This window comes from Pseudoalteromonas sp. GCY (assembly GCF_016695175.1).
Taxonomy (GTDB): Bacteria; Pseudomonadota; Gammaproteobacteria; order Enterobacterales; family Alteromonadaceae; genus Pseudoalteromonas.
On record NZ_CP068023.1, the window covers coordinates 3984117 to 4009342 of the forward strand.

At 45.3% G+C, this 25226-nt stretch carries 17 protein-coding genes; 9 read left to right on the plus strand and 8 right to left on the minus strand.

Features of this window, described 5'->3' with window-relative positions; all coding sequences use genetic code 11:
* Positions 1-11: 11 nt before the first annotated feature.
* Complete coding sequence (gene agaR / locus JJQ94_RS23320; protein WP_099030917.1) at positions 12-782, minus strand: transcriptional repressor AgaR; 771 nt, start codon at positions 780-782, stop codon at positions 12-14.
* A gap of 255 nt (positions 783-1037) precedes the next feature.
* Between agaR and JJQ94_RS23325 the strand changes: the two genes are divergently transcribed.
* From JJQ94_RS23325 to JJQ94_RS23335, 3 genes are all read left to right on the plus strand, one after another.
* Complete coding sequence (locus JJQ94_RS23325) at positions 1038-2408, plus strand: Gfo/Idh/MocA family oxidoreductase (protein ID WP_099030916.1); 1371 nt, start codon at positions 1038-1040, stop codon at positions 2406-2408.
* Positions 2409-2511: 103 nt separating this feature from the next.
* Positions 2512-5361 (plus strand): TonB-dependent receptor, encoded by a 2850-nt coding sequence (locus JJQ94_RS23330; RefSeq protein ID WP_099030915.1) that lies wholly within the window; start codon positions 2512-2514, stop codon positions 5359-5361.
* A 38-nt stretch (positions 5362-5399) separates the two neighbouring features.
* Positions 5400-6689, plus strand: a complete 1290-nt coding sequence (locus JJQ94_RS23335; RefSeq protein ID WP_099030914.1) for a DUF3472 domain-containing protein — start codon at positions 5400-5402, stop codon at positions 6687-6689.
* Here the strand turns inward: JJQ94_RS23335 and JJQ94_RS23340 are convergent.
* From JJQ94_RS23340 to JJQ94_RS23365, 6 genes are read right to left on the minus strand one after another with little or no spacing between them, the layout of a single operon-like run.
* Entirely contained in the window at positions 6686-7390 is a 705-nt protein-coding gene (locus tag JJQ94_RS23340) for a response regulator (RefSeq protein WP_099030913.1), read from the minus strand. The two genes, JJQ94_RS23335 and JJQ94_RS23340, sit on opposite strands and share 4 nt — an antisense overlap.
* Before the next feature lie 2 nt (positions 7391-7392).
* The gene (locus JJQ94_RS23345; RefSeq protein ID WP_099030912.1) at positions 7393-9021 is read right to left on the minus strand and encodes a sensor histidine kinase; all 1629 of its coding nucleotides are present in this window, start codon (positions 9019-9021) and stop codon (positions 7393-7395) included.
* A 21-nt stretch (positions 9022-9042) separates the two neighbouring features.
* Complete coding sequence (locus JJQ94_RS23350; RefSeq protein WP_010606897.1) at positions 9043-10551, minus strand: tripartite tricarboxylate transporter permease; 1509 nt, start codon at positions 10549-10551, stop codon at positions 9043-9045.
* Positions 10552-10554: 3 nt separating this feature from the next.
* Entirely contained in the window at positions 10555-11031 is a 477-nt protein-coding gene (locus JJQ94_RS23355) for a tripartite tricarboxylate transporter TctB family protein (protein ID WP_099030911.1), read from the minus strand.
* Positions 11032-11091: 60 nt separating this feature from the next.
* A complete protein-coding gene (locus JJQ94_RS23360; protein ID WP_099030910.1) occupies positions 11092-12054 on the minus strand; it encodes a Bug family tripartite tricarboxylate transporter substrate binding protein in 963 nt (320 codons plus the stop codon).
* 12 nt (positions 12055-12066) lie between these two features.
* A complete protein-coding gene (locus tag JJQ94_RS23365; RefSeq protein ID WP_099030909.1) occupies positions 12067-13296 on the minus strand; it encodes an OprO/OprP family phosphate-selective porin in 1230 nt (409 codons plus the stop codon).
* A 1489-nt stretch (positions 13297-14785) separates the two neighbouring features.
* Here JJQ94_RS23365 and JJQ94_RS23370 point away from each other — a divergent pair.
* Positions 14786-16195 (plus strand): sensor domain-containing diguanylate cyclase, encoded by a 1410-nt coding sequence (locus JJQ94_RS23370; RefSeq protein ID WP_099030908.1) that lies wholly within the window; start codon positions 14786-14788, stop codon positions 16193-16195.
* Here JJQ94_RS23370 and ylqF read toward each other — a convergent pair.
* Positions 16192-17136, minus strand: a complete 945-nt coding sequence (gene ylqF / locus JJQ94_RS23375) for a ribosome biogenesis GTPase YlqF (protein WP_099030907.1) — start codon at positions 17134-17136, stop codon at positions 16192-16194. The genes JJQ94_RS23370 and ylqF overlap by 4 nt on opposite strands.
* Positions 17137-18080: 944 nt before the next feature.
* Between ylqF and JJQ94_RS24260 the strand changes: the two genes are divergently transcribed.
* The 5 genes from JJQ94_RS24260 (at position 18081) to JJQ94_RS23410 (ending at position 25105) form a co-directional block, all read left to right on the plus strand.
* The gene (locus tag JJQ94_RS24260) at positions 18081-21710 is read left to right on the plus strand and encodes a polymorphic toxin type 15 domain-containing protein (RefSeq protein ID WP_236596538.1); all 3630 of its coding nucleotides are present in this window, start codon (positions 18081-18083) and stop codon (positions 21708-21710) included.
* Complete coding sequence (locus JJQ94_RS23395) at positions 21710-22396, plus strand: GAD-like domain-containing protein (protein ID WP_099029944.1); 687 nt, start codon at positions 21710-21712, stop codon at positions 22394-22396. Before JJQ94_RS24260 ends, JJQ94_RS23395 begins: the two co-directional genes overlap by 1 nt.
* A 406-nt stretch (positions 22397-22802) precedes the next feature.
* The gene (locus JJQ94_RS24265) at positions 22803-23543 is read left to right on the plus strand and encodes a hypothetical protein (protein ID WP_236596539.1); all 741 of its coding nucleotides are present in this window, start codon (positions 22803-22805) and stop codon (positions 23541-23543) included.
* Between the two features lie 11 nt (positions 23544-23554).
* A complete protein-coding gene (locus JJQ94_RS23405) occupies positions 23555-24304 on the plus strand; it encodes a PoNe immunity protein domain-containing protein (RefSeq protein WP_099029945.1) in 750 nt (249 codons plus the stop codon).
* Between the two features lie 9 nt (positions 24305-24313).
* Positions 24314-25105, plus strand: coding sequence for a PoNe immunity protein domain-containing protein (locus JJQ94_RS23410; protein WP_099029946.1), 792 nt, complete (start codon positions 24314-24316; stop codon positions 25103-25105).
* Positions 25106-25226 lie beyond the last annotated feature (121 nt).

Sequence of the window (25226 nt, forward strand, 5' to 3'; positions counted from 1 at the left end):
ATGATCACCTCTTAAGACGTTATTAAATGTACCTCAATTCCGGCGGCAACCAATTGCTGATGAATATCAGCTGGAATACCACTGTCCGTTACCAAAACGTCAATTTCTTCGCAGGCAATAATACGATGTACACCTTTACGATCGAACTTGCTGGAGTCCGTCACCACTATGACTTGCTTTGCAGCTTTACACATCTCACGGTTAAGCGCGGCTTCCGGTTCAAAGTGTGTTGTTACACCAACATCAACAGAGAATCCATCAACACCGAGCACCAGACGATCAAAGTGATATTGCTTTAGCTGATCTTCTGCGTGGCTGCCATAAAACGACAGCGACTTTTTACGCAGTGAGCCTCCGGTCATCAACACCTCAACGTCATCGGCTGCAACGAGTGCTTGCGCCACGTTAAGACCATTGGTCATCACCACTAACTGTTGGTGCTCTGTCAGTTGCTTAGCGACCTCTTCGGTGGTGGTACCAGAGTCCAGAATAATAGACTCATTATTACCAATAAGACCCGCCACTACCTTTCCGAGCTCTACTTTCACTTGGTGATGATGGTCGTGCTTTTCCGTTATGGTGAGCTCTTTGGTTAACCTAGAACTCGCAACAGCACCACCATGAGAGCGAACCAACAATCCTTTTTCATGCAGGGCATTGAGATCATTTCTGATCGTCACGGTTGATACACCAAATTGTTCTGCCAGCTCAGATACTTCAACTCGTTCCATTTGACCAACGAGTTGAACGATTTCGTGGCGTCTTTCGATGGTGTTCAGCATGACACCTCCTTTCGTTTTGGTTAAATTTAGTCTACACAGCTTTCACTTGCTTTCAATTTATTTTTTTAACTTTAAACAAAAACAAACATAAATATCTGTTTTGTAATGATTTAAAGTTAAATCAGAAACAAATCGAAACACAAACGAAAGGATATGAAAGATATTTTTCTTGCGTTCAAAATGAAACTGCCGTAATAATAACCAAAAAATAACATTTCGTTTTTAACAACAAGAGTGAACAACTAAGAGGTTATTATGGGTGATCTAAACCGCCGGCGATTTCTTCAATCAATGGCTGCTATCGCAGCAACAAGCGCAGTGGTTGGCTGCGCAAGTAACAATAATAAGACGCCGCTTACACCAAAGCCACAAGGAAATTCAGTTCAAGGTTTAGTCGTACCGAAACTGGACGTCGTGCGAGTGGGCTTTATTGGTGTGGGTCAACGTGGTGTTGGCGCGGTAAAACACTTTTGCCATCTTGACGGTGTCGAGATCAAGGCCATCTGCGATACGCACCAAGCAGTCGTCGATAGAGCCGTTAAAATTGTTGTCGACAAGGGTTTACCCAAGCCTGCGACTTACGGCAAGAGTGATATGGACTATCGCCGCATGTTGGCACGCGATGATATTGATATTGTAATCATCTCTACGCCTTGGAAATGGCATACGCCTATGGCGGTAGACACAATGGAAAGTGGCAAGCATGCTTTGGTTGAAGTGCCAGCGGCAGTGACCATAGAAGAAGCATGGCAATTAGTAAATACCGCTGAGCGCACACAAAAGAATTGCATGATGTTGGAAAACGTTTGCTATGGTCGCGACGAGCTGATGGTATTAAACATGGTTCGCCAAGGGCTATTCGGTGAGTTATTGCACGGTGAAGCAGCTTATATCCATGAACTTCGTTGGCAAATGAAAGAAATTGAGCATAAAACTGGCTCGTGGCGCACACAGTGGCATACCAAACGTAACGGCAACCTCTACCCCACTCATGGTTTAGGCCCAGTTTCTCAATATATGAATATCAACCGTGGCGATCGCTTCGACTATATCTCGTCCATGAGTTCACCAGCACTTGGTCGTGCAGCCTATGCCAAACGAGAGTTCCCAGCAAATCATGAGCGTAACCAACTGAACTATATTGCTGGAGATATGAACACCAGCATCATTAAAACCATCAAAGGTCGTTCGATTATGGTACAGCACGATACCACTACCCCACGCCCTTACTCCCGCCATAATTTAATTCAAGGTACTAACGGCGTATTTGCAGGATTCCCCAACCGCATCGCGCTTGAAAACGGCGGGAGTAAGAGCTTTCACGAGTGGGATTACGACATGAATGATTGGTACGGTAAATATGACCATCCACTTTGGCAAAAAATGGGGGCTGAAGCAGAGCGCAACGGCGGCCATGGTGGGATGGATTTCTTAATGTTCTGGCGCATTATTTACTGCCTTCGTAATGGCGAGCCGCTAGATCAGGATGTTTACGACGCAGCTGCTTGGTCAGCGGTCTTCCCTCTTTCAATGGACTCAGTTGCAGACAGAAGTAATAGCAAGGACTTCCCGGATTTCACCAGGGGCACATGGCGCACTGCAGCACCACTAGGCATTGTCACATAACTAACCAGAGGTTAAATACGCTATCTATAGCAAGTACTAACAATGCCTGAATAAGCGCCCGTAAAGCGGGCGCAATAATAACAACACTCAACAGGACAACAAGATGAAACACACTCTAAAACTGTGTGCTGTGGGATTGGCCGTGAGCTGTGCCCTGTCCCAATACGCGCACGCACAGGAAACAGAACAGAACAGCGGATCCGACGAGCAAGATAAAGCCAAGCAACAAGTCGAGAAAATTGAAGTACGTGGCGTACGTTCCAGTATCAAAGAGTCACTCTTTCTCAAGAAAAACGCCGTCGGCGTAATGGATGCCATCGTTGCCGAAGACATTGGTAAGTTCCCAGATCAAAACCTTGCTGAAGCGCTACAACGAATGACAGGTATCGCCATTACCCGTAACGCAGGTGAAGGACAAAATGTCACAGTGCGGGGCCTTGGCGGGGACTTTAACGTTACCACCATCAATGGTCGTAGAATGGCATCTGAACACACTAGCCGTGACTTTAACTTCGATTTAATTGCGCCTGAGATGGTTCAATCATTAGAAGTGTACAAGTCACCGCAAGCACAAACGCAAGAAGGGGGTATTGGTTCAGTCATCAATATAAAAACCCGCCGACCGTTAGATATGGATGGCTTTACCCTCGCCGGAAGTGCCAAAGCCATTTACGAAGAACGTACCGGCGATACCAACCCTCAAGCCTCCTTCCTAATTAGTGATACCTTTTTTGACAATACCTTTGGCGCGCTATTCACCGCCGTTTATTCAGAGCGAACACAACGCGAAGACTCCTACGAGGGACAAGGGTTTTACGATCCTGAAGAAAATACCGACGTGCGAGTCCCTGTTGATAGTAACCGAAATGGTGAGCTAGATGAGGGCGAGAAAGTACACCCATCAATGATCCCAGGATATGTACGCTACTCGAACTGGCAAGACGAACGTGAGCGCATTGGTGCAAGCCTCGCGTTACAATGGCGTCCAACGAATGATATTGATGTCACCTTTGATAGCTTATACTCAAGCTACAAAACTGACGGTGAAAAATATCAAATCTCTTTCGTCACCTATGATGAGCCTTGGACGCCGGGGATCCCAGCAGTAGGTGAGTTAAAATTCAATGAAGATGGCAACGTCAACTACATTGAGTTAGTCGACGGCGCGATGGCTGAGCTACTAAATGTCTCTGAGCCTCGCAATACCGACACTTGGCAGGCCGGTCTTAACTTCAAGTGGTATGCTACCAGCGATCTAACGCTTGAATTTGACGTGTCTAAGTCCCGTGCTGAGCGGATCAATGATGGCGACAACCGCTACATCGTGGCGCGTGGCTTTGTTGATACTATCACCATAGATCAAACAGGCGACAATCTCCTGCCAGATGTGACCATGTCACCAGCACTTAATGCCGATCAACCCTTTGGTGCTCACTACAGCTACAACTATGGCACGGAAGTGATCAGTGATGTTGAAGAGTTAAGGCTCGAAGGGACATTTATTCCGGAATGGGAATTTGTCAAAGACATCAAGTTTGGCTTTCATTACGGTAAGCAAACTAAAGCCAGAGACGTGAGCAAATCAAATAACCCATCGATGTTCAGCAATGGTGGGGCTTATTTTAAAAACTCAGATTACGACAGCTTTGATAACTCAAGCGTAGAAAAGCTCGGTGGCCTTAACTTATTTAGACTACCCGCAGATGTACTTGTACCCGCCAACTTTGATAACTTCCTAGATGGTGAGCCGGGCATGCACCCTGCACCGTGGGCCAGCTTCGACTACGACAAACTCTATGCTTTTTATCAATCCATTAATGCCCAAGCCGCAGATGAAAAAATTAGAGCTTCCAAGAGCCCTAAAGATTCCTACGAGCTTTCTGAGTCAACGTTTGCACTTTATTTAGAGACCAATCTAGTCGGCGAGCTGTCGGAAATGCCTTACAACCTAAACCTAGGCGTAAGAGCAATCAAAACCGAGATCACCTCTGATGGCTACGTTTTTGATTACCCAAGTCTGGTATACAACGTAGAAGAAGACGAAGATGGCGACATTATCTATCGCATAGAAGGGGATATTGCCGATTATTACTCCGATTCTTACGTAGAAGATGACTACACTGATGTACTGCCTAGCATGAACTTTAAGTTAGAAATAACAGACTCACTGTTATTTAGAACCAGCGCGGCTAAAGTTATTACCAGACCTAGCATCGATTTTCTAACCCCATATAGCTCAATTAATTTCAGTAAGTTTGAACTTAACCTTGCCAACCCTGGGATTAAGCCACTTAGAGCAGACCAACTTGATTTGGGACTAGAGTGGTACTTCTCTGATTATGGTGCGCTCACCTTTGCAACCTATTACAAAGATATTAAATCTGTTATCGCTCAGGGGCGTGTCGGTACGATAAAAGTGGGTAAATTCATAAAAGACGGCGTTGAAGTTGACGGTCCGGAATTTACCCAAGTATCTCCACGTTCAGAAGCAGGAGCAGAGATCAAAGGTTTCGAAATTGCTTATCAACAGTCGTTTGAGGAATTGCTACCGGCACCTTTTGATGGCCTAGGTATGCAAATCAACTATACATTTACGGATAGTAAATACGACGACCCCGAAAAAGACGAGCTACCGTTCGCTGGAATGTCTGAGCATTCTTACAATGCGGTTATCTATTATGAAAAGGATGACTACCAAGCGCGTATCGCTTACAACTGGCGAGATGATTATCTAAAGTATCCAGATGCATGGGGCGGCCCGGAATGGGCAGCGGATTATGGTCAGTTTGATTTCAGTGCCAGCTATAATCTTACTGAAAATACACGAATTGACCTAAACGTGACCAACCTCACCAATGAGCGTCAATGGTCATACATTAAAACCCAAGAGCAAGTGAGCCACTTGAGCCGTTACGGCCGCAGTATCAGTTTAGGCATTAACACTTCTTTCTAATCAACATGGGGCAACGCGCCCCATTCAAGGAACTTAAGATGAAGAATACAATAATGACACCGATACTGCTGTGCGCCTCGCTATTTACCTCAGCACAAGAGGCTTATATCAGCAGTTACGGTAACGCTTGGGTCAACAACGATATTGACGCCAGCAGGCAATATATAACTCAATCCGGAATTGCCCCATGGCAAGATAAGCAGCTTAGGTTTAATCACTATTTTTATGCCAATAACGTTGGCACCTATACTCTCTATTTACACCTAGAGAAACCAAGTGCACCAAGTACATTACTGGTAACGCATAACAATAAACAAGTGACGCTTATCCTCGATAGACAAAGCCCGACTAAGGTTAAAGTCGGTGACTTTGCCGTGACGCAAGTTGGCTATCAAACTGTCCAAATAGCCGGTGACACATTAGCCAAAGGGCGAAACAGTGCCTTCCCCGCCATCACCGGACTTAGTCTCGATGGTGAGGCCATGACCCCCGCACCTAACTATGTCAAAGAAGACTTTTACTGGGGTCGTCGCGGCCCTTCAGTACACCTTTCCTATACCGTACCTGATAAAAAGGACTATAACTGGTTTTACAACGAAGTAACGGTGCCATCTGGCTATGATCCACAAGGTTCGTATTTTATGGCGAATGGTTTTGGCGAAGGTTACTTTGGTATTCAGGTAAACTCACCCACCGAGCGCCGCGTGCTATTTTCGGTTTGGAGCCCTTACCAAACGGATGATCCGAGCACAATTCCTGACAATCTTAAAATCAAATTGCTAGATAAAGGCGAAGGCGTTTACGTCGGTGAATTTGGCAATGAGGGATCTGGTGGACAAAGCTATTTACGTTATAACTGGCAGCCGGATACGACATATCGCTTTTTAGTTAATATCGAGCCCAGTACGACTTATGAAGGCCATACTGAATATCGTGGCTATTTTTATGCGCCGGAAACTGGTCAATGGAAGCTGATCGCAGCCTTTAGCCGCCCTGAAACCAACACCTATGTTGCAAGACCGCATAGCTTTTTGGAAAACTTTTTACCCGAAGCAGGACAGTTTGAGCGTAAGGCATTTTATAATCGCCAGTTTTTGCGTGACACCCAAGGTAACTGGGTTGAGTTAAATCAAGCTAAATTCACTTATGACGCCACCGCCAGAAAAGGGTCGCGTTTGGATTATCAAGGTGGTGAGGAGCAAAACCGTTTTTACTTACGTAATACCGGTTTCTTCACGGGGCCCACACCTTATCTCAGCGAATTTACTCGCCCTAGCAGCAATGATGCGCCGGTGATCCCATGGCAGTCACTACAGGCACACCCTTAATTTAAATGATAGCTTCTCTCTGGCCGGCCAATGCTACCGTAGCTTTGGTCGGCTTTTACTTCTTCTATACTAACCAAAAACTCTAAATAGCGCCGAGCAGTTGAGCGACTCACCCCCACCAATTCTCCCATTTGGGTTGCAGTAAACACCTGCTTGGGCTGGCTTTGAAATGCCGTACGAATTTTTTCCAAAGTAAGTGGGTCAACGCCTTTAGGTAGTCTAGCCGTACTTTGTACACTCACCTGTTCACTACCAAATAAAGTGTCGACCATAGATTGCGTCACTTCATTGGCACCATCCAAACAATGCTGACGTGCTTCAAAGCGGGCGAGTGCGAGGTCGAGCCGTTCCAAGATCAGCGGTTTGACTAAAAAGTCGCAGACTCCCAAACGGATCGCCTTTTCTAGCGTCGCCACTTCTTTTGCTGCGGTGATCAGCATCACTTCGCTTTTACAGCCTTGCTCGCGTAGCATCTTTAAAAACTCAAGACCGTTACCATCGGGTAGATAAATATCCAATAAAATTAAGTCGGCTTGTATCGCACTCAGCAGTACCGTCGCGGTAGAAACATTGTCGCTACTGGCCACCACCCTATATTGCCCTTGTCTTGCGCTACTTGGTGTTGCCGGTGTCACTAGGTATTGCGCTAATAATTGTGCCACAGCTACTTCATCTTCGATGATCACCACAGAATAAGTCATTGTTATTGCTCTTTTACTTGCTTGGGAATAAAGACCGTGATCCTTGCACCAAGTAATTCAGACTCCCCAACCTCTAAGGTTCCGTGGCAGGAATCAAGATTTGTTTTTACAAGATATAAGCCAACACCATGTTGGTCGCCGGACTTAGTACTAAACTGCGGCGTAAACGCTTCTTCGACGTTACCAATCAGTCCAGTGCCGCTATCTTCAACATCAAAGATAATATCCTGAACCGTTTCATCCACTGTTACGACCACTTTGGCAGGCCGCAACTGTGCCGTCGTTCTTGCCGCTTCGATGGCATTATCAATGAGATTACCTAATATTGAAACTATTCGTTCCAACATCTCTTTTTGATGGATAGCGCACAGCGCACTGTCGGAACTCACCTCGAGTGCCACATTATGCTCTCGCGCTTTATGGTATTTACCGAGTAATAAGCCCGCGATCACTGGCTCTTGTATATAGGTGAGGAGGTTTTCGATTTGCGCTTGTGAGCCTTGGCTTTCTTGACCTATCAGCTCAATCGCTTTGTCATATTGCGCCATTTGGATAAGCGCGCCAATGGTATTTAACTTGTTTGAATAGTCGTGCGTTTGCACTCTCAGCAGTTCTGCAAAAGCCTGTACTTTAGTGAGCTGCTTTGACACATACTCTAGTTCATCGGAGGGCCGCATACTCAGTAAAATACCTTCGTGTTGACCTTGCACTTGTAGCGCAAACCGCGATAACACCAAACGCTTGTCTGCAACAAATAGCTCAAAACCAACCAAAGGGCGATTGGGATTATGCAACAAGAAGTTGCTATGCTCTGGCAACAGATCGCTCAGGTGCAAACCCTGCTTACTCAAGCCGCGAGGCTTTTCGAGAATTTCGCACGCACGTTGATTCAAACGGCGCACGCTGCCATCAGGGTCGAGCGCGATAATCCCCGTACGTACGGTATTCAGTATGGCCTCTTGCTCTGCAAATAAGCGCCCGATTTCATCTGGTTGCAGGCCAAAAATAGCTTGGCGGACACGTCGACCAATCCAAATCGCAGCAATGACACTGAGCAGTAACACCGCTGCAGCTCCAACAAAAACGGCAATGCTGCGCTGCAACACCAACGACTCGACGGATTGCACTAAAAAGCCTACCGACACTAAACCAATCACCTCACCAGCGGGGGAATACACAGGCACTTTACCTCGAATAGACTCACCTAAGCTGCCCTGTGCTGTTGAGATATAACTCTCTCCAGACAGTGCGGCTTGGCTATCCCCTCCGACCATAGTGCGACCAATTTTTTGCTCATCGGGGTGGGCAATACGTCGCGTTTCGGTGTCACCAATGACGATAAAATCTGCGCCAGTTGCCTGGCGCAGCAGCTCAACATTAGTATTGAGGCGTTGGAGCTGTGAGCTATCCCTATCTGCTATGAGTGCCGTCATCACATCTTCACGAACCGCCACCGCCTTAGCCAAAGCCAAGGCTTTTTCTCCCACTTCTTGGTGTAAGCTTTGCGTAATAACCTGATACACCAGTGCGGTAAATAAGCATGCTTGGATCACACACAAGCCCACAACCCAAGTGATCAGTCGCGTTTCTAAGCGTTTTGGTCTGCGTGCTAATTTTTGTGATTGCGACACACGTATTTCCTCACTGCTGGGTTACTGCGCAACTTTTCGTTGCTGGAAGTACTCTTTTAATGGGATCAACAACACTAACATGGCAAGCGCAAATATGCCTAAAGTTAGTGGCCTCTCCCAAATAAAGCTAATAGAGCCATCCGAAATCATCATGGCGCGGCGGTAATTGCGTTCGATCATATCGCCGAGAATAAACCCAAGGAGCAAAGGTGCCATCGGGAAACTCAATAATCTCAGCACCACCGCCACCAAGGCAAAACCTACCATCATAAACAAATCAAAGGTATTAAATGACACCAGATAAACGCCAATCAAGCTAAAGAATAAAATCATCACCGTGAGAACTGAGCGTGGCAGAGTCAAAGCCTTTGCAAAATAAGGGATCAGTGGCAAATTCAAAATCAGCAGCACAATGTTGCCAAAATACATGCTCACAATTACCGACCAAAATACCGTAGGATTGTCCTGCATTAACGTAGGACCCGGCTGAATACCATAGGCGATCAGCGCCCCTAACATAATCGCAGTGGTGCCAGACCCCGGGATCCCAAGCGTTAACAAGGGCACAAACGACCCAGTACAAGCGGCATTGTTTGCCGACTCAGGTGCTGCTAAGCCGCGGATTTCACCACGCCCAAAACGCTCACGAATGGCTTTGGGTGCCAAATTTCGCTCCGTCGCATAAGCCATAAAACTCGCAATCGTTGCGCCAGCCCCCGGCAATACGCCAATGATAAATCCTAAAATCGAAGAACGCCCCACAACTGGCGCCATTTCCTTCACTTCAGCGCCAGATAATTTTGTTGAGCCAATAACGGGGGTGTCATCATCATTCGAACCTTGATTAGCTTTTTCAGGACGGATCACGTTGATCAGCGCCTCAGACAATGCAAAGGTTGCCATTGCGACCAACAAAAAGCTTACGCCGTCTAGCAAGTCCGCCTGACCAAAGGTAAAACGCTCAGTACCAGATGAAGGGTCTATTCCCACCGTCGACAGCATCAAGCCAAATACGGTCATCATCATGGCTTTTAAAAATTGCCCTTTTGCAGAAAAAGCAGCAATCGCAGTCAAGCCCAAAAACATCAACATCACATAGTCTGGAGACTGAAAGCTTAAGCTCACTTTTGCAAGTAGTGGTGCGGCTATCATGAGCATCAACGCACCAATCGTTCCGCCAGTAAATGAAGCATAAGCGGCAATAGCCAAAGCCTTACCCGCATGCCCTTGTTTTGCCATTGGATAACCGTCAAATGACGATGCCACAGTCCCAGCTACACCGGGAGCATTAATCAAAATAGAGGAAGTCGAACCACCAAAGATTGCGCCGTAATATACGCCCGCCATTAAGATCATACCGGAGTCGGCACCGATGTTGTAAGTGATAGGGATCATCAACGCAATCGCCGTGATTGGCCCTAAGCCGGGCAACATGCCGATAAAAGTACCGACAAAGCAGCCAACAATTACGTACAGTAAGTTTTGCCACATAAAGGCCGTGGACAGGCCAACTAAAATACCGTCTAACATGGCTTAACTCCAAAACTCACCTGGAACCAGATAGATCCCAAGTAGCTGCGTCATAATGGCCCAAAATACGATAACCACAGGCACTGACGCCAATAACAAAATTTGCTTACGTCGCTCACCCATAATTAAAAAGCCACAGCCTAAAAACAAAATGGTCGAGACAATAAACCCGAGCTCCTCAAGCACACTGCTGTAGATAAGCATCAATACAATCAGTGCTGCACATTGGGCTATGGTTGCCTTGGAGATAGTCTCCGCTCCTTCACGTGTATCAGACGCAAGGACGCCTTTAAACAGTGTTGCGGCAATCGACAAAAGACAAACAACAATGCCAATCAGCGCGTATACCTTAGGCAAAGTTGCAGAGTTTACCGCCTCGTACTCTTCAAAAGGCATAATCGGGATTTGCCAAGCAGATACCGCATAGAGTGAAAACAGAATTAAAAACAGCACTGGGCCTAACAATTCTCGGTTTAACATAGTGAATTACCCACTTTTAGGTGGTGCAGTAACCTCACTGCAGCCACCTATTTAATTTAATCAGCGTCTAACGAAACCCAATTCTTCCATCACCACTTTCAGCTGCGCCTCTTGTGCCTCTAGCGCCTCAATAAACTCGTGCTGTGGCTTGAATAGATTCAACCAGCCGTTGCGCGCACGCACCGCTTCCCATTCTTTGCTTTGCACCAGCTTTTGTAATCTCACGGTATATTCGTCAAGTTTTACTTGGGGGAGATCCGGAGCCGCAAAAAAACCACGCCAGTTAACAAATTCCATGTCATAGCCTAAAGACTTCAGGGTTGGGATCTCTGGATAGTCCGCGATAGGCTCTGGCGCGGTAACAGCAAGAATGCGCGCCTGACCACTTTTTGCCATGTCGAGCGCTTCACTTAATCCGGTCGAGAGCATCTTCACCTCGCCAGACAATAAACCGGCCTTGGCTTTGCCACCAGCATCGTAAGGAATGTAACGCAGCTTACGACCATCAACGCCAGCCGCTTTTACTGCTTGTGCTGCAACGAGATGATCCATACTGCCGCGAGCAGAACCACCCGCAACTGTCACAGAGCCGGGGTTTACTTCTAGACGAGCAATCACCTCCTTCCAGCTCTTAAAAGGCGAATCATCATGCACCACGAATGCACCATAATCGGCAATTACGCTGGCAACGGGCGTTAAATCACGATAACTGTAGGGGATCTTACCCGATAACGCGCGCAGCACGATTGGCGTTGAATTAACCATCAACATATCGCCTTTTTTATTGCCCGATTCAATCAAATAAGCAATAGCACGGCCGCCACCGCCGCCCGACATATTCTGAAACGACGCATTGGACTCAAGCCCTGATTTCACTAACGCCTCGCCCACAGCCCGAGCTGTAGTATCCCAGCCACCACCTGGACCACCGGGAATTAAAAAGTGGGTATCCGCTAATACCTGAGTAGACATCATCGCCACGCCAGCCATTGCCAACTTGAGATGCTTTAATGCAAACTTCATAACCTGCTCCCGTTAAAATAAATACTGCAAGCGTGCAGCGAAACCAAATCCTGAATCTTCGTCACCAACCAACGCGGTACTTCCAGCTCCTGAAACATCCGCATAGACAAGGTTAGCCATGAACTTTAAGCTGCTGGAATGGTAATAGGTGCCGCCCAGTGTGTAGGCGTCGACTTGCGTGCCTTGGTTGGCGTTTTCAGCATCCATACTGGAAATACGCGCAACCAACTCCCACGCATTTTTTACCCCTTTAGGTTGCTTAAATACCGCAGAGCCTGCGGAATATTGTTTGTGTTCACCGGTCAGGAAATAGCTCAAAGACAGGTGATAACCCGAAATATCTCCCCCATCTAAAGCAGAAGTAGGGTCGAGGGTATCTAAGTTACGTGTGGCATATTCGGCCTCAAGCATAAAGGCGTTATGTTGATAAGCCAGTTCTAACCCGGCTTGTGATATGCTATCAAGGGCGACTACATCACCGCCTGCAGCATAATCTACAAGGCGCACCTTGGCTTCGCGTACTTCACCGCGAGCAAGGCGATTACCCAGCGTAGCACCGCCCATATCACGGTACGAACCCCAACCACCTAAATGCAGGGTTTTACCGGAAGTGTGTTGCGACCAAGTCAAACGCCCCGAATAGGCTAGTGCCAGACGGTCATCTTGGTCACGCCCAGATGCACCAAAAGCGTCGTTTTTATATACCCCTAATGCATAGCGAAAACCGGAATCTTTAAAATATTGATAAGCCGATGCGCCCCATCGAAAGTAAGGAGAAAACGTATCAGCGATAGAACTGCGCTCTATGGTATTGATGTGTTTGCTGCTGGTGAGCGCATTCAGGGTGATATCTTCTCTTAATTTACCAAACTGAAAGCGCGGGCCGTTGTTCCAGCCGGTATAACGCACTCTTACTGTGACTATCTCGGCATCGCCTTCGGCAAAATCGAGTAGTAACTTGTGCTCCCAATCGCCCTGCTCGCTCTCTACATAGGTGCGGATCCGGCGCGGAAAAAAGTCGCTGGCGGCATCACCCTCATTATCGGCGCTGTATGCACCACTAAAATGGTTAAAATCGAGTTGTACACGCCCACCAAACTCAAGGTTCAGTGATTTATTGGACTGTAATTCCTTTAATTGCGCTTCTAGCTTTGCAACCTTGCTGGCTAGTGCTTCATCTTGTTGTGCCAAAACGGGGCAAGCAGTTACCGCAATTAATGACATTGCTGCAACTGGCTTCATTATTGTTGTTCTCATTGCTCTGTACTCATTTGTCTTAAAAGTATTGTGACTAGCGACTACAACCTGCTATCAAGTACGAGCTTATTGTTAACCCTCAATTAACCATAGATTGCGGAAATAAGTTGATTAAGTTGAGTAAAACGCATTTTGTGCATAAAAATCATGAGCAATATGCACAAAACCCAAAGTAGTGTGGAAATAAATAACGAGTGAAGCGAAAGTATGACTGCTGCGTTAATCAAAATATCTAAGATGTGGATGATGAATTAACCTAGCTTTTCTCTGAAGCTCTGGAGGCGGTGAGCCTACAAAGCTCAATATAGAATAATACTTAGCCCCCTAGAATAAGCAGAAATAAGACATACAACACACCAAAAACCATCACATTAATAAAACAATAAACTCAATAAATTTAAATTTGGTGTAATTCCAACCACTTAGATCTAAATAAGAATTATTTTCAAAAAGAACGTTGACAGCCCTTCAAATCTAATTGATAATCACTATCAACAAGGCGAGAGTGACGGCTCAACTTGTTATTACAATAGTTTCTTGACCCGAAACAAGGCTGGTATCCACAACTACCAAGGACGTTAGCAGGCACTTGCATTGCTCCTCGTATTTAGACGCTAACTCCACTTTTTACTTGCTACATTGCTCATATCGGTGACGGTAGATATGAAATCAAAAAGCCCTGCTCAGGGCTTTTTTTATGCCCAAAATTTATTTTTACTCCTGCACTTGCTAGAAAAACAGCCGCACTAATATTAATGAGAATTATTTTCAAAAAAGTATTGACTCATTATTAGATCTAACTGATAATCACTATCAACAAGACGGCAACGTGTTGTTTCGCCAACTCAGTTAGTAAGGTTGATAGTTGTAAAGCCCTGTCTACCTGATGTACTCGCTACCTTGAGATTGGCATTAGTACTCTAGTTTGTTTCTCGACCCTGAAACACGGCTGGCCAACGTTAATGGCTTGAATGAGCTTAATTCAGTCGCCCCTAAACCTGACTAAGTTTATTCTCACAATTTACTTGCTACATTGCTCATATCGGTGACGGTAGATATGAACGCAAAAAGCCCTGCTCAGGGCTTTTTTTATGCCAAAAATTTATATCTATTTTCAGCGCTTACCGAAAAACAGCCACACAAATATTAATGAGAATTATTTTCAAAAAGGTATTGACCTAACGGCAAATCTAATTGATAATCAATATCAACAAGAGGACATGCTCTTGCTGATTCGACCCTGAATCGTGTTGTCGGTGATGTGCTACAACGCCCCTTGATGTGTATCACTGGCAACCACTTTTTACTTGCTACATTGCTCATATCGGTGACGGTAGATATGAATCAAAAAGCCCTGCTCAGGGCTTTTTTTATGTCTATATTTTCGATCAGCGTTTGTTCAGCTGTAATGTCGTGTAATCGTTTTCTTTTACTAGAATCCGTATCATTCTATTTTTCCAAAAATAACAATAATATGAACGCTCGACGCTACCGTTATAATATGTTGTTAAGCCTGCTGCTGTTGGTAGGGTTTATTTTCACCAGCTGGATAAGTATCGAGCACGCTAAACAGTCGTTGTATAAAGGGGTGAGCGATGATGCTCTGCCACTCACCAGCCATCTGATTGATTTAGACATACAAAAACGGCTCCAAGCTCCAATCATTGTTTCTCAGCAAATGGCAAATAACGTCTTTATTAAACGTTGGCTAACGTCTTCACAGCAAGACCCTGCGCTTATTTTCACCTACTTAGAAGATACTCGAGTATTACATCACGCAAAAACGAGCTTTTTAGTGGATGACAAGAGCCTCACTTATTACCACTTTGATGGTAGCACCCAGCAGTTAGACATCCGCGCCAAACAAAACGATTGGTACCGAGAAAGCCTGCATAGCGATGCTGACTATGCGCTCAATGTTGATATAGATCCAAGAGACAACAACGAAGCCATTGTTTACGTCAATCATAAAATAAAGCAAAACAACGATGTAATTGGCGTTGTTGGGGTTGGTATCTTATTGGCTGATTTACACAATTTAATCGAACAATACGAAGCCAGTTACGCGCGCAAACTGTATTTTATCGACCACAAAGGCAGGCTATTATTTTTTAACGACCAGACCCTATCTGGCACCAGTATTCATGACCGCTTTCCAACCCAAGCAACGGCGCTGCTCAATCAATCCGAATATCAATTTCGGTTGGAAACTGACGACCATGCCGAGTTTGTTCATTCGCGCTATTTGGACTCAATAGGCTGGTATTTAATTGTTGAGCAAACAATAGATAAATCCAGTGGAATAAGCGACATCCTCACAACCAATTTATGGGTAGGGAGCCTCGTCACCCTATTAATATTGGCCGTGGCGCAGTTGACGTTTAATCACTATCAAAAACGCTTAGAAAAAATGGCGAAGTACGACAAACTCACTGATACTTTTAATCGCCAAGCCTTCGAGCCACAGCTTCAGCACCATTTAGCGAAAGCGCGTACCCAATCAACCCCTGTAGTGATGTTGATGATGGACATTGACCACTTTAAACAAGTGAACGATCAACATGGCCATGTGGTAGGCGACAGAGTGCTGCAATGTTTCTCCAACGTATGTAAACGCCAGATAGAAAACAAAGGTTTGCTGTGCCGCTGGGGGGGGGAAGAATTTATGGTATTGCTACCCAAAGCGACGTTAGAGCAAGGAATTGCGATTGCTGAGAAGATCCATGTTGCTCTAGAGCAGGCGGAATGTGAGGTCAAAGTGACAGTCAGTATTGGCGTTGCACAATACCATATTGATGAATCAGAAGATGGTTTTATAAAGCGCGCCGATGCCGCGCTCTATCGTGCCAAACAAGGCCGGAATCAAACCAAATTCGCCGCTTAGCGGCGATTCTTACGCGTTCTTGCGCGGCGCTGACGTTTTTCGTCTTCACGCGCGGCCTTTTTAGCCTCAGCTTGTGCTCGTAACTCAGCAACCATTTCTTCTTCCGACTCTCGCATTTCCGGCGTTTCCATCGTGATCTGCCCGATAACAGCATCGCGCAGTTCGTTGATTAAAATCTCCGACATCTTATGCGTATCGACCTGATTGCCACCCTTTACACAACCGCGCTTGCGGCCAGCCATCTCAATAAATGTCCAATCACAATCCGGTAATTCGTCGAGTTTGTAACGTGCTTTTAAAAGCTCTGGATATGCACCTAGCAAATATTCAGCGGTATAGCTCGCCACTTCTTCATAATTGATAGCCGTATCGCGAATAGCACCCGTTGCCGCCAAACGATAGCCCGAGTTTTCGTTCTCAACCTTTGGCCACAACATACCCGGCGTATCGTAAAGCATAATGCCGTCTTCAAGCTTAATACGCTGTTGCGCTTTAGTTACCGCCGGTTCGTTACCTGTTTTTGCAACAATTCTGCCAGCAAGTGTATTGATAAGTGTCGATTTACCCACATTTGGAATACCCATGATCATGGCTTTTAGCTGCTTATCTTGACCCACTTTATGAGGTGCAAGCTTTTTGCAAAGCGCATTAATACGCTGTACTTCATTCGCCTTATCATGACCAAACGCCAGCGCTTTTACACCGCTCTCACGTTCAAAATACTCCATCCACTGCTTGGTCAGTTCAGGATCGGCAAGGTCCGCTTTGTTCATGATTTTGATAACCGGCTTGTCACCGCGTAACTGCCCTACCATCGGGTTTTCACTACTATATGGAATACGAGCATCCAGCACTTCAATAATGACATCCATCTGCGGCATGATCTCTTTGATCTCATTGCGCGCTTTATTCATATGCCCTGGGAACCACTGTATTGCCATTATAACCACCTGTATTAATTAACTTTAAAAGCTCATATGTTGAACACCTTGCCAAACTCACGCCCACCATCGCGCCATTCGTACGAAGCAAGAGAAAAGTTAAGGATACAACATAGGGTACTAAACGCTTTTAATACAGCAGCAGTACCTCATCATAAGTTGGTTATTCTACTATAAATTGACAGGATTGGGTTAATGGCTAAGAATTCTGTTTAATTCACGTATCACGCTCGACATCCTTGTCCATATATCGCTGCTATGAGTAAAGTCAGCCCGTCCTCCTAACTGGGTTCAACGCCCATCCATGGGCTACGACTTACTTTTCTTTGATACTTAAAGAAAAGGCACTCCCTCTTCACCCGAAAAACATACTTCTCGGCGGGTGAACCGCCTCCCACAACACTATTTAGACTGTGAGCTTGGAGGCTACGCTGATAGTTTTTGTAACCCTTGCAAACAGCTTTATTGATGAAGTCGTAGACGATCTCAAAAGCAACTTATTTCCCCCTCCATCACACCCGAAAAGCATAAGCTGATATGCAATGTGCCGACAGGATGTCGGCCAAGTCTTGTCTGGCACAGGGAAGTGCCTTACAAGACGGTTGCACTATGTCGGCTTAGGATTTGAGGGTTAAGTGTGATGCTGGGGCGACGTTTTCTTGGTTCGCTCGATCGCGTCGTGTAAAAAGAATGAACGAGAAGCGCATGGATGCGCTTTGATATCTGCCAAGGAGGGCAAGCTGACACCGTTTCATTTGACTTGAGATTTAAAAACAGTCCGTTATGCCAAAAGATAAGCATTCGGATGCTGAATAAAAAAATGAGTTAAAAATGCTTGCCTTTTATGTAACAATAGCGCGCAAATAAAAACCAATCGCAGCACACTAGGAAGTCGTACTGTGTATTGGTGGAACGGCTTTAACCAACAACAGTGGACATAAAAAATGCAAACAAGGATTGTGGTGTATGGTACTAACCATCCTGTACATGTCGTCGATTTTGAACTCACGACCTGTATCAATAGCGGCTTTTTACTCAAAGCGAACCTAGAATCCCAATTTGACCTCGCTGATGAGTTACTTGTCGGCAATATGCTCACGTTTGAAATTGAGTCACCGGACGCAATATCAACGTATTTCACTGGGACTTTGTTTGATATCCAATCTGGCTTTGTGTCTGAGCACACCTGTGGTGCAGAGGTGGTCTTAAAGCCTCGCCTTGAGTTACTTAAGCAAACAGAAAAAAGCCAAATCTTTGTACAAGCCAATGTCCAGTCTGTCCTCAATAAGTTGATACAAAAAGCCGGCTATTCACAAGACCGGATAAAATGGCGAGTCACTAAAGATTTACCCACGCTACCGCAGTGCGTGCAAGCGCTAGAAAACGACTACACCTTTTTCACCCGACTCTTAGCAAAGTACGGGTTAATTTATTGGTTTGAATGCCATGATTTTATTGAGTCGATAGTGATTGCCGAGGGGAATCTTGCAAGCCCGTATATTGAGCGAGGCTTGCTGTCGGTGACGGATAAAGATGGTCTAGTTCACGAGCATGAAACCGGCTTTGTTGGGTTTACGCAGTGCCAAAGCCGCCATCGTTTTAGAATGGGTGGCTCCCAAGTGCATATGAATGCCCATCCACCAACCTCGGTCAGCTCGGCGCAGCGCAGTTATTTTGAGCCTGCTGCACAAAATCCTGCTGAGCAATTTGAGCGCACCGGCAATCTCGAGCTTGCCTATCAACAAGGTAAAAATGAAGTCACGCTAGTAGGAAACGTAGCCGAAGCCAATGCCGGTTATTCGTTTTCGTTAAATGGTAAATTAGGCACAGCGAAAGGTGGCGATTATACCTGTATTCGCAGTAAACAGGTGTATAAGCAAGGCAGTGCCAATGACCCTAAGCAAGTTGCGTATCATAGCGAGTCGGTGTGTGTACCACGAGGTGAGCCAATACGTATTACTCCCCCAGAGCATAGCCCCAAGCCGATGGTGTTTACCGCCACAGTGCGCTCGCTGTCGGGGTCAAAGGCCAACCCTCACTTAGATACCCAAGGGCAATATGCCACGCAAGTACATTTCGATAGTCAGGTGACCGAGTCGGTAAAGCGCCTCACCCAATATGCCTGTCGCGGTCAAAAGCAACCGACGGGGTTACACTTTCCACTCCTGCCAGACAGTAATGTGCTCATCGGTTGTATGAACAACGACCCAGACCAAAGTTACTTGTTAGGGTTTGCCCTTAACGACACGCAACCGTCGGTTGTTACTAGCGCCAATAACACCCAAAACGTGTTGTGCTCTCGCGGCCAAAACCTGTTGATGTTTGATGACACCCCAAATACCCCGCATATTGTGTTGCAAACCCTAGCGGGCAACCAGCACTTGGTGTTACATGGGGATAAAAAGCAGCCTTATATTCACTGGCTTGCGCAACTTGGCGCGATGAATATTTTTGCGGCCAAAGACATACAACTTGGCAGTGTTAAAAGTGCAATTCGACTACTCACCAATAAAACCTTTATTGCCAGCGCCAAACAACAACTGGCACTGGAGAGTAAAAAGTCGGTGATTATTGATGCCGCAACCAACCTAGACGTCACCGCCAATCAAATTGACGTCAGCGCCAAACAAAATATCACCCTTAAGGCGGGTCGCAGCCATCGCAGTGTTATCCAAAGTGATATAAAGCTCAAGGCAGACAACAACCTCACCATCACCGCGCCGGCGGGAAGTCAAATCATTCAAAGCCAAGGCAATATCACAGTAAAAGGCAGTGGCTCTGGCAACCTCACCCTTACCAATGGCGGCAGTGAAATCAGCATTGACTCAAGTGGTAACGTCAACATCTTTGCAGACAAATTACTGACCTTAAAAGGCAAAGCCATGACCGTGTTTGACGGTAGCATGGAGCAAGATATTGGCAGCAAACAAAGCGCCACTATGCCAAGTGTACCGCAAATTCAAGCCCTCTCTGAGAATGCTCGACTCTCATTGGCTGCCGATGGCATTGCCACCATGGCGAGCAGTACCATTGAGCTGTCTTATACCTATCAAGATGGCAGCCCAATTATGGGCGCGCCTTATACCATTCGATTTGCAAACGGCACAGAGCTGACCGGTAACTTAGACGATAGCGGTAAAGCAAAAATTGAGAATGCACCGCCTGGTCAATACACCGTGCAATATGGTGAGGATAAACGCGATTACCTGCCAGAAGATAATCGCCCTAAAAATCCTCTGTATGGACAAATCACCCCAGCGCGAGCGGCTGAAATGGTACGCAGCGGCAATACCGCACCACTGATAGAAGCCAACGGCATTGCAACCCAAGCAGGTGATTGGTTGTGGGGCACACTGCAAGGCGACTTTAATCAAAACCCCTCCACGTCACAAATCGTGGTAGGCACCTTGATTTCCATGATACCAATTATCGACCAAGTCATGGATTTACGAGATATCACCGCCAATGTCATGTTACTGACTGACGATGATGAAGCCAACGACACCGACGCTTGGCTTGCCTTTACCCTAACGGGTATTGGTTTAGTGCCAGTTGTGGGCTCAGCAGTCAAAGGCGTAGGCAAGGTTATCTTAAAAAATACCGGAGAATCGCTCTCGGCTGCGCTTGCCGTACTGCGCAAGCTCGGCAAAGGCGACCCAGTTAAATACCTAAGAGACATCAACTGGCAAGACCTAGGAAAACAATCCGCCACGGAAGTTAAAAACATCGTCAAAGGCCTGCGCGATTCACTTGACGAAATGTCTACCAGTTGGCACTACGACCTACTGCTCCCAGACGCTGCCATCGAAGGCATGCAAGCCACGGTAAAACGCCTAGACGACGTTACCCCCAAAATCGACCAGCATATGCAACAAGCCGCCCAAGAAATCGGACAGCGAGTTAATAGAGCACTGGATGAGTATCAAGGGGAATTACCAATTCGAGGCGTTACCGACAAGCCCACCAAAGCCAAAGCCGATGAATTGGAGCCGCCAAAAGGAAATGAGTTGCCAGGGGCTGCAATAAAACGTATGCCGCAATACAACGTGCCTTGTTTTAAAAAGAATGCCAAAGGAACCGCTGTTGAATATGACCGCCAATTAAAAGGACAAATGGACGGGCTAAATAGCATGACTGTAAAACAGTATCTTGAAAATCGCGATGCTTATAAAAAGATTGGCCGAAAAGGAACTGGTAAGGCGCAGAAGGCGGCTAGAGAAAAGTTTAAGAAAAAGTTAATTGACAAATACAAATTAGAGCTCCAAGAAAGTGGAGAGTACTTCGGCGAAGAAGCTGTTAGAAAAGCTGAAGAATTAGCAAAAAGGGACATGAAAACCCTCAATGCTTTACATAACCCTGATATGATTGCAGGGGGGTTAGATGAGGTGGTTGATTTAGGTGACGCTAGTGTTAACCAATCTATTGGCGCACGATGGAATAAAAAAGGTTTTGATGACTCAGGTAAAAAGACTACGTTGAGTCGTGTTGAGCTAATGGATAATGAGGCAGAGAAAGCACTAAAAGCATTGGGTCCAGATGCAAAATTAAATATGAATCTACATAGGTGCAAATAATGAACAAGTTTTTTGACAATTTTTATAACTTTGGTGGGTTTGGTCCAGCGATAGAAGCGATTCAACCAACAGATGAGCAACTCCAGTATTACCAAGGTATTTTACCGAATAATTTACTTGAGTACTGGAAGGAATACGGCTTTTGTGGTTGGGGGAAAGGCCGTTTATGGATGGTGAATCCAAAAGATTATCAAGATATCTTGACTGAATGGTTAAGAGGCACGAAGTTTGAAAAAATGCAAAATGACGGTATAGACAGCTTCCATGTAATTGCACTAGATGCATTCGGTGAGATCTATGTCTGGGGAAAGAATTCAGGGAATAGCATTTCAATAACAAGTAGTTATGGCATGATTTTCCCGACCTTTGATAATGAAAAATATGTTAGTAGAGGTGAAACTAGAAGCCTAGACCTTTTCTTTTCTATAAAAACAACTTCAGAAATTGATTTAGACGATATCAATGATCAGCCTCTTTTTGAACGAGCTGTCGAAAAGCTAGGTCCTCTTGAAAATGGAGAGATTTATGGCTTTGCGCCTGCTCTTGCCCTTGGTGGCGAACCTAAGCTTGAGAATCTCCAAAAGGTAAAAGCCACGGAACATTTAGCTTTCTTAGCAGACCTTGGAGAAAAGCGTGTTATGGCCGATATCGTTGCGCTATCTAACCAATTACCCCATAACCAATAGCACTTTTTTAAGTCCTTTAAATACATAGATGTTGTGAGGCTAGGTTCAATCGTCTTCCTAGCCTACATTTCTCACCACATTTCTTCTGCTGCTTTCATTTACATTTTTAATTAGAGAAACCACGGTTGCTAACCTTTAACTACTCTACTGAGATGGTGTGCAGTGGTAAGACAAAGCCATAAATAGAGGCCCAAGACATATCATAACCATAGGCAAGGTTATCTAAAAAAATACCGGAGAATCACTCTCTGCTGCGCTTGCCGTACTGCGGCTTTTTACCCAAAGAAAAGTCGGTAAAGGCGACCCAGTTAAATACCTAAGAGACATCAACTGGCAAGACCTAGGAAAACAATCCGCCACGGAAGTAAAAAACATCGTCAAAGGCCTACGCGATTCACTCGATGAAATGTCCACCAGTTGGCACTACGACCTACTACTTCCAGACGCCGCTATCGAAGGCATGCAAGCCACGGTAAAACGCCTAGACGAGGTCACCCCAAAAATCGACCAGTATATGCAACAAGCCGCCCAAGAAATCGGACAGCGAGTTAATAAAGCACTGGATGAGTATCAAGGGGAGTTACCACAGGTTGGTGTTACCAATGTGCCGAAGAAATCTAAAGCGCCTGAGCTTTCAGCTCCAGAAGGAAACGATCTCAAAGGTGCTCCAGTTAACAAAGTTAATCCGCCATCACGTAAGACGCCTAGTGACTTTACGCAGCATAAATCATTAAACCATAGAAAAGGTGCTACTGGTGAGTACAATGCACACCAATTAATGCTGGAAAATGGTTTTACACCGCTAGGTAAAACCGACGGTAATTATAAACCAGGACAATCAGGTATTGACGGAATATATCTGCACCCAAATCCACCACCAGACTATGTGATTACAGAAGCCAAATATAACACCTCTCCATTAGGTATGACTAAAGATGGTAGACAAATGGGTGATGACTGGATCACAGCCGAACGGCTAGAAAAAGCAGGTATAAGTAGAAGAGATAGAAAAAAAATACTTGATGCTTTAGCTGATGATGATGGCTCGGTACTAAAGTTATTAATTAGAAATGAGATAGATGGAAACTTAGCTGTTGAAGTACTTGGTAAAGATGCTAAAACGATTGATAATCAATTTAAATTTTAAGAGATATTAAGATGTTAAGAGACACTTTAAGAGATAAAGCTTACTTTGACGAAGCAGTTGAGTTTTATAGCGATGCAATAACTGAAGATGTTGAGAAAATCACTTCTAGTAATCGTTCTAATTTGGTGAAGATGAAACGCACCTTTAACTTAATAAACGAAGTTTTAAGTTACCTCCAAGTAAAATACTCTCGAGGGGATGACCTTACTGAGTTTAGAGCTTTTATTCAGGACCTGCTTACTTATCGCAAATGGCAAAAGGACTTTGCGGATAATCTATCAGACGTAGAACAAGTTGAGCGTATTCCTATAGAAGAGTTGCACCAAAGCGATTTACGGAACTATTTAAAGTTATTTAGCTTCGCCTACTGCTTAAATATGGGAAAAGATTACTACTTACAATTATTAGAGCTTATTGGAAATCAAGGACAAGATGCACTATTTGATAAAATTGCGATAGCGTTAGGTGACACTAATCGTGAAATAGCAGCGGATACTCAGTTCAAAAAACGTTTCGGTAAGCTTTACAAAGTAGTTGAAGGAAGTCCAGAGCAACGTCCAGCACTTGCGAAATCTTATATGGAGGCTTGGTACGTTTTGGAGGAAAGTCCTGATATACATTTACTGGATAATGATGCTTACGATGGCTATTGGTGCTGGGAAATTGCACTTGTTGTTAAGTTATTCAATATTGATGATAGCAGCTTTATTGACCACCCATACTACCCCAAAGACCTCGTACATTGGCAAGATAATCAGTAGGAGATAAAGGTGCGCGATACACGGAGAAGTAACGATTATTTCGAAGAGTTCTTAGTCGACATTGAAGTTGGCATTAAAGAAACACAAGAAGCCCTCGACGCAGGTAATTTTACCACACCGAGCGAGCGAGTTAATGTTGCGCAGCGTATATATCAGCTCGCGATTATGCGAGCGGTAGCGCACTACTCATATGGTGCTCACCTTGGGGATGTTAAGCGCTATACCGAAGCGATTTTGCCGTATCGCAAACAACTGACAAACTACTGTGATAAGTTACCTGCAAATCATCAAATATACCGCCATGCTTTTGAAAAGCTGGGCGGGCAAATCGATGCTGTCGGCTCCCCTAATATCAATCGTTATATCTACACTTTGTGGTGGCTGGCTCTTTTACAAGCCTGTGATGTCGCTCCAGCTCATATTCAGGAAGTGCTCGATGTTATTGGCGAACGCGGCAAAGACACCTTACTTGATAATGTAGCCATTGCACTTGGTGATAACGATAGACCTATTTCGCCCACACTCTACTACCCTGAAATTTATCAAAACCTTTCACTCGCTTTTACAGTACCCAATGAACAAAAGCCTGATTTACTCAACCAATTTGCACAAAATTGGTACAGTAAGTTAGAGAGCTTGGCGGACTGGCATGATAATCACAACTGTGAATGCGAATTCGAGTACACAGATTATTATATTGGTTATTGGTGCTTTGAACTGGCTTTAGTCGCTAATGTTCTAGAAATACCAAGAGAATCCTTGGAAGATAGTGTTTATGTTCCGGTTGATTTAATCAGGTAATCAGCCTGACACTCTTGGAAGCGCGTAGAAGTGGCAGCCAGCATGCAGAAATTTAATTGAAACAACCACTTTTAACATCAATGTGATACCTGATCTGAGTGGCTTTGGTACTGTTGTGAAC

Bases quoted from the DNA above. Each gene is read 5' to 3' on its own strand.
- JJQ94_RS23370 (WP_099030908.1), top strand. From the start codon at position 14,786: ATGAACGCTCGACGCTACCGTTATAATATGTTGTTAAGCCTGCTGCTG.
- JJQ94_RS23340 (WP_099030913.1), bottom strand. From the start codon at position 7,390: ATGACTTATTCTGTGGTGATCATCGAAGATGAAGTAGCTGTGGCACAA.
- JJQ94_RS23355 (WP_099030911.1), bottom strand. From the start codon at position 11,031: ATGTTAAACCGAGAATTGTTAGGCCCAGTGCTGTTTTTAATTCTGTTT.
- JJQ94_RS23335 (WP_099030914.1), top strand. From the start codon at position 5,400: ATGAAGAATACAATAATGACACCGATACTGCTGTGCGCCTCGCTATTT.
- agaR (WP_099030917.1), bottom strand. From the start codon at position 782: ATGCTGAACACCATCGAAAGACGCCACGAAATCGTTCAACTCGTTGGT.
- JJQ94_RS23395 (WP_099029944.1), top strand. From the start codon at position 21,710: ATGAACAAGTTTTTTGACAATTTTTATAACTTTGGTGGGTTTGGTCCA.
- JJQ94_RS23405 (WP_099029945.1), top strand. From the start codon at position 23,555: ATGTTAAGAGACACTTTAAGAGATAAAGCTTACTTTGACGAAGCAGTT.
- JJQ94_RS24260 (WP_236596538.1), top strand. From the start codon at position 18,081: ATGCAAACAAGGATTGTGGTGTATGGTACTAACCATCCTGTACATGTC.
- JJQ94_RS23350 (WP_010606897.1), bottom strand. From the start codon at position 10,551: ATGTTAGACGGTATTTTAGTTGGCCTGTCCACGGCCTTTATGTGGCAA.
- JJQ94_RS23365 (WP_099030909.1), bottom strand. From the start codon at position 13,296: ATGAAGCCAGTTGCAGCAATGTCATTAATTGCGGTAACTGCTTGCCCC.
- JJQ94_RS23360 (WP_099030910.1), bottom strand. From the start codon at position 12,054: ATGAAGTTTGCATTAAAGCATCTCAAGTTGGCAATGGCTGGCGTGGCG.
- JJQ94_RS24265 (WP_236596539.1), top strand. From the start codon at position 22,803: ATGTCCACCAGTTGGCACTACGACCTACTACTTCCAGACGCCGCTATC.
- ylqF (WP_099030907.1), bottom strand. From the start codon at position 17,136: ATGGCAATACAGTGGTTCCCAGGGCATATGAATAAAGCGCGCAATGAG.
- JJQ94_RS23325 (WP_099030916.1), top strand. From the start codon at position 1,038: ATGGGTGATCTAAACCGCCGGCGATTTCTTCAATCAATGGCTGCTATC.
- JJQ94_RS23330 (WP_099030915.1), top strand. From the start codon at position 2,512: ATGAAACACACTCTAAAACTGTGTGCTGTGGGATTGGCCGTGAGCTGT.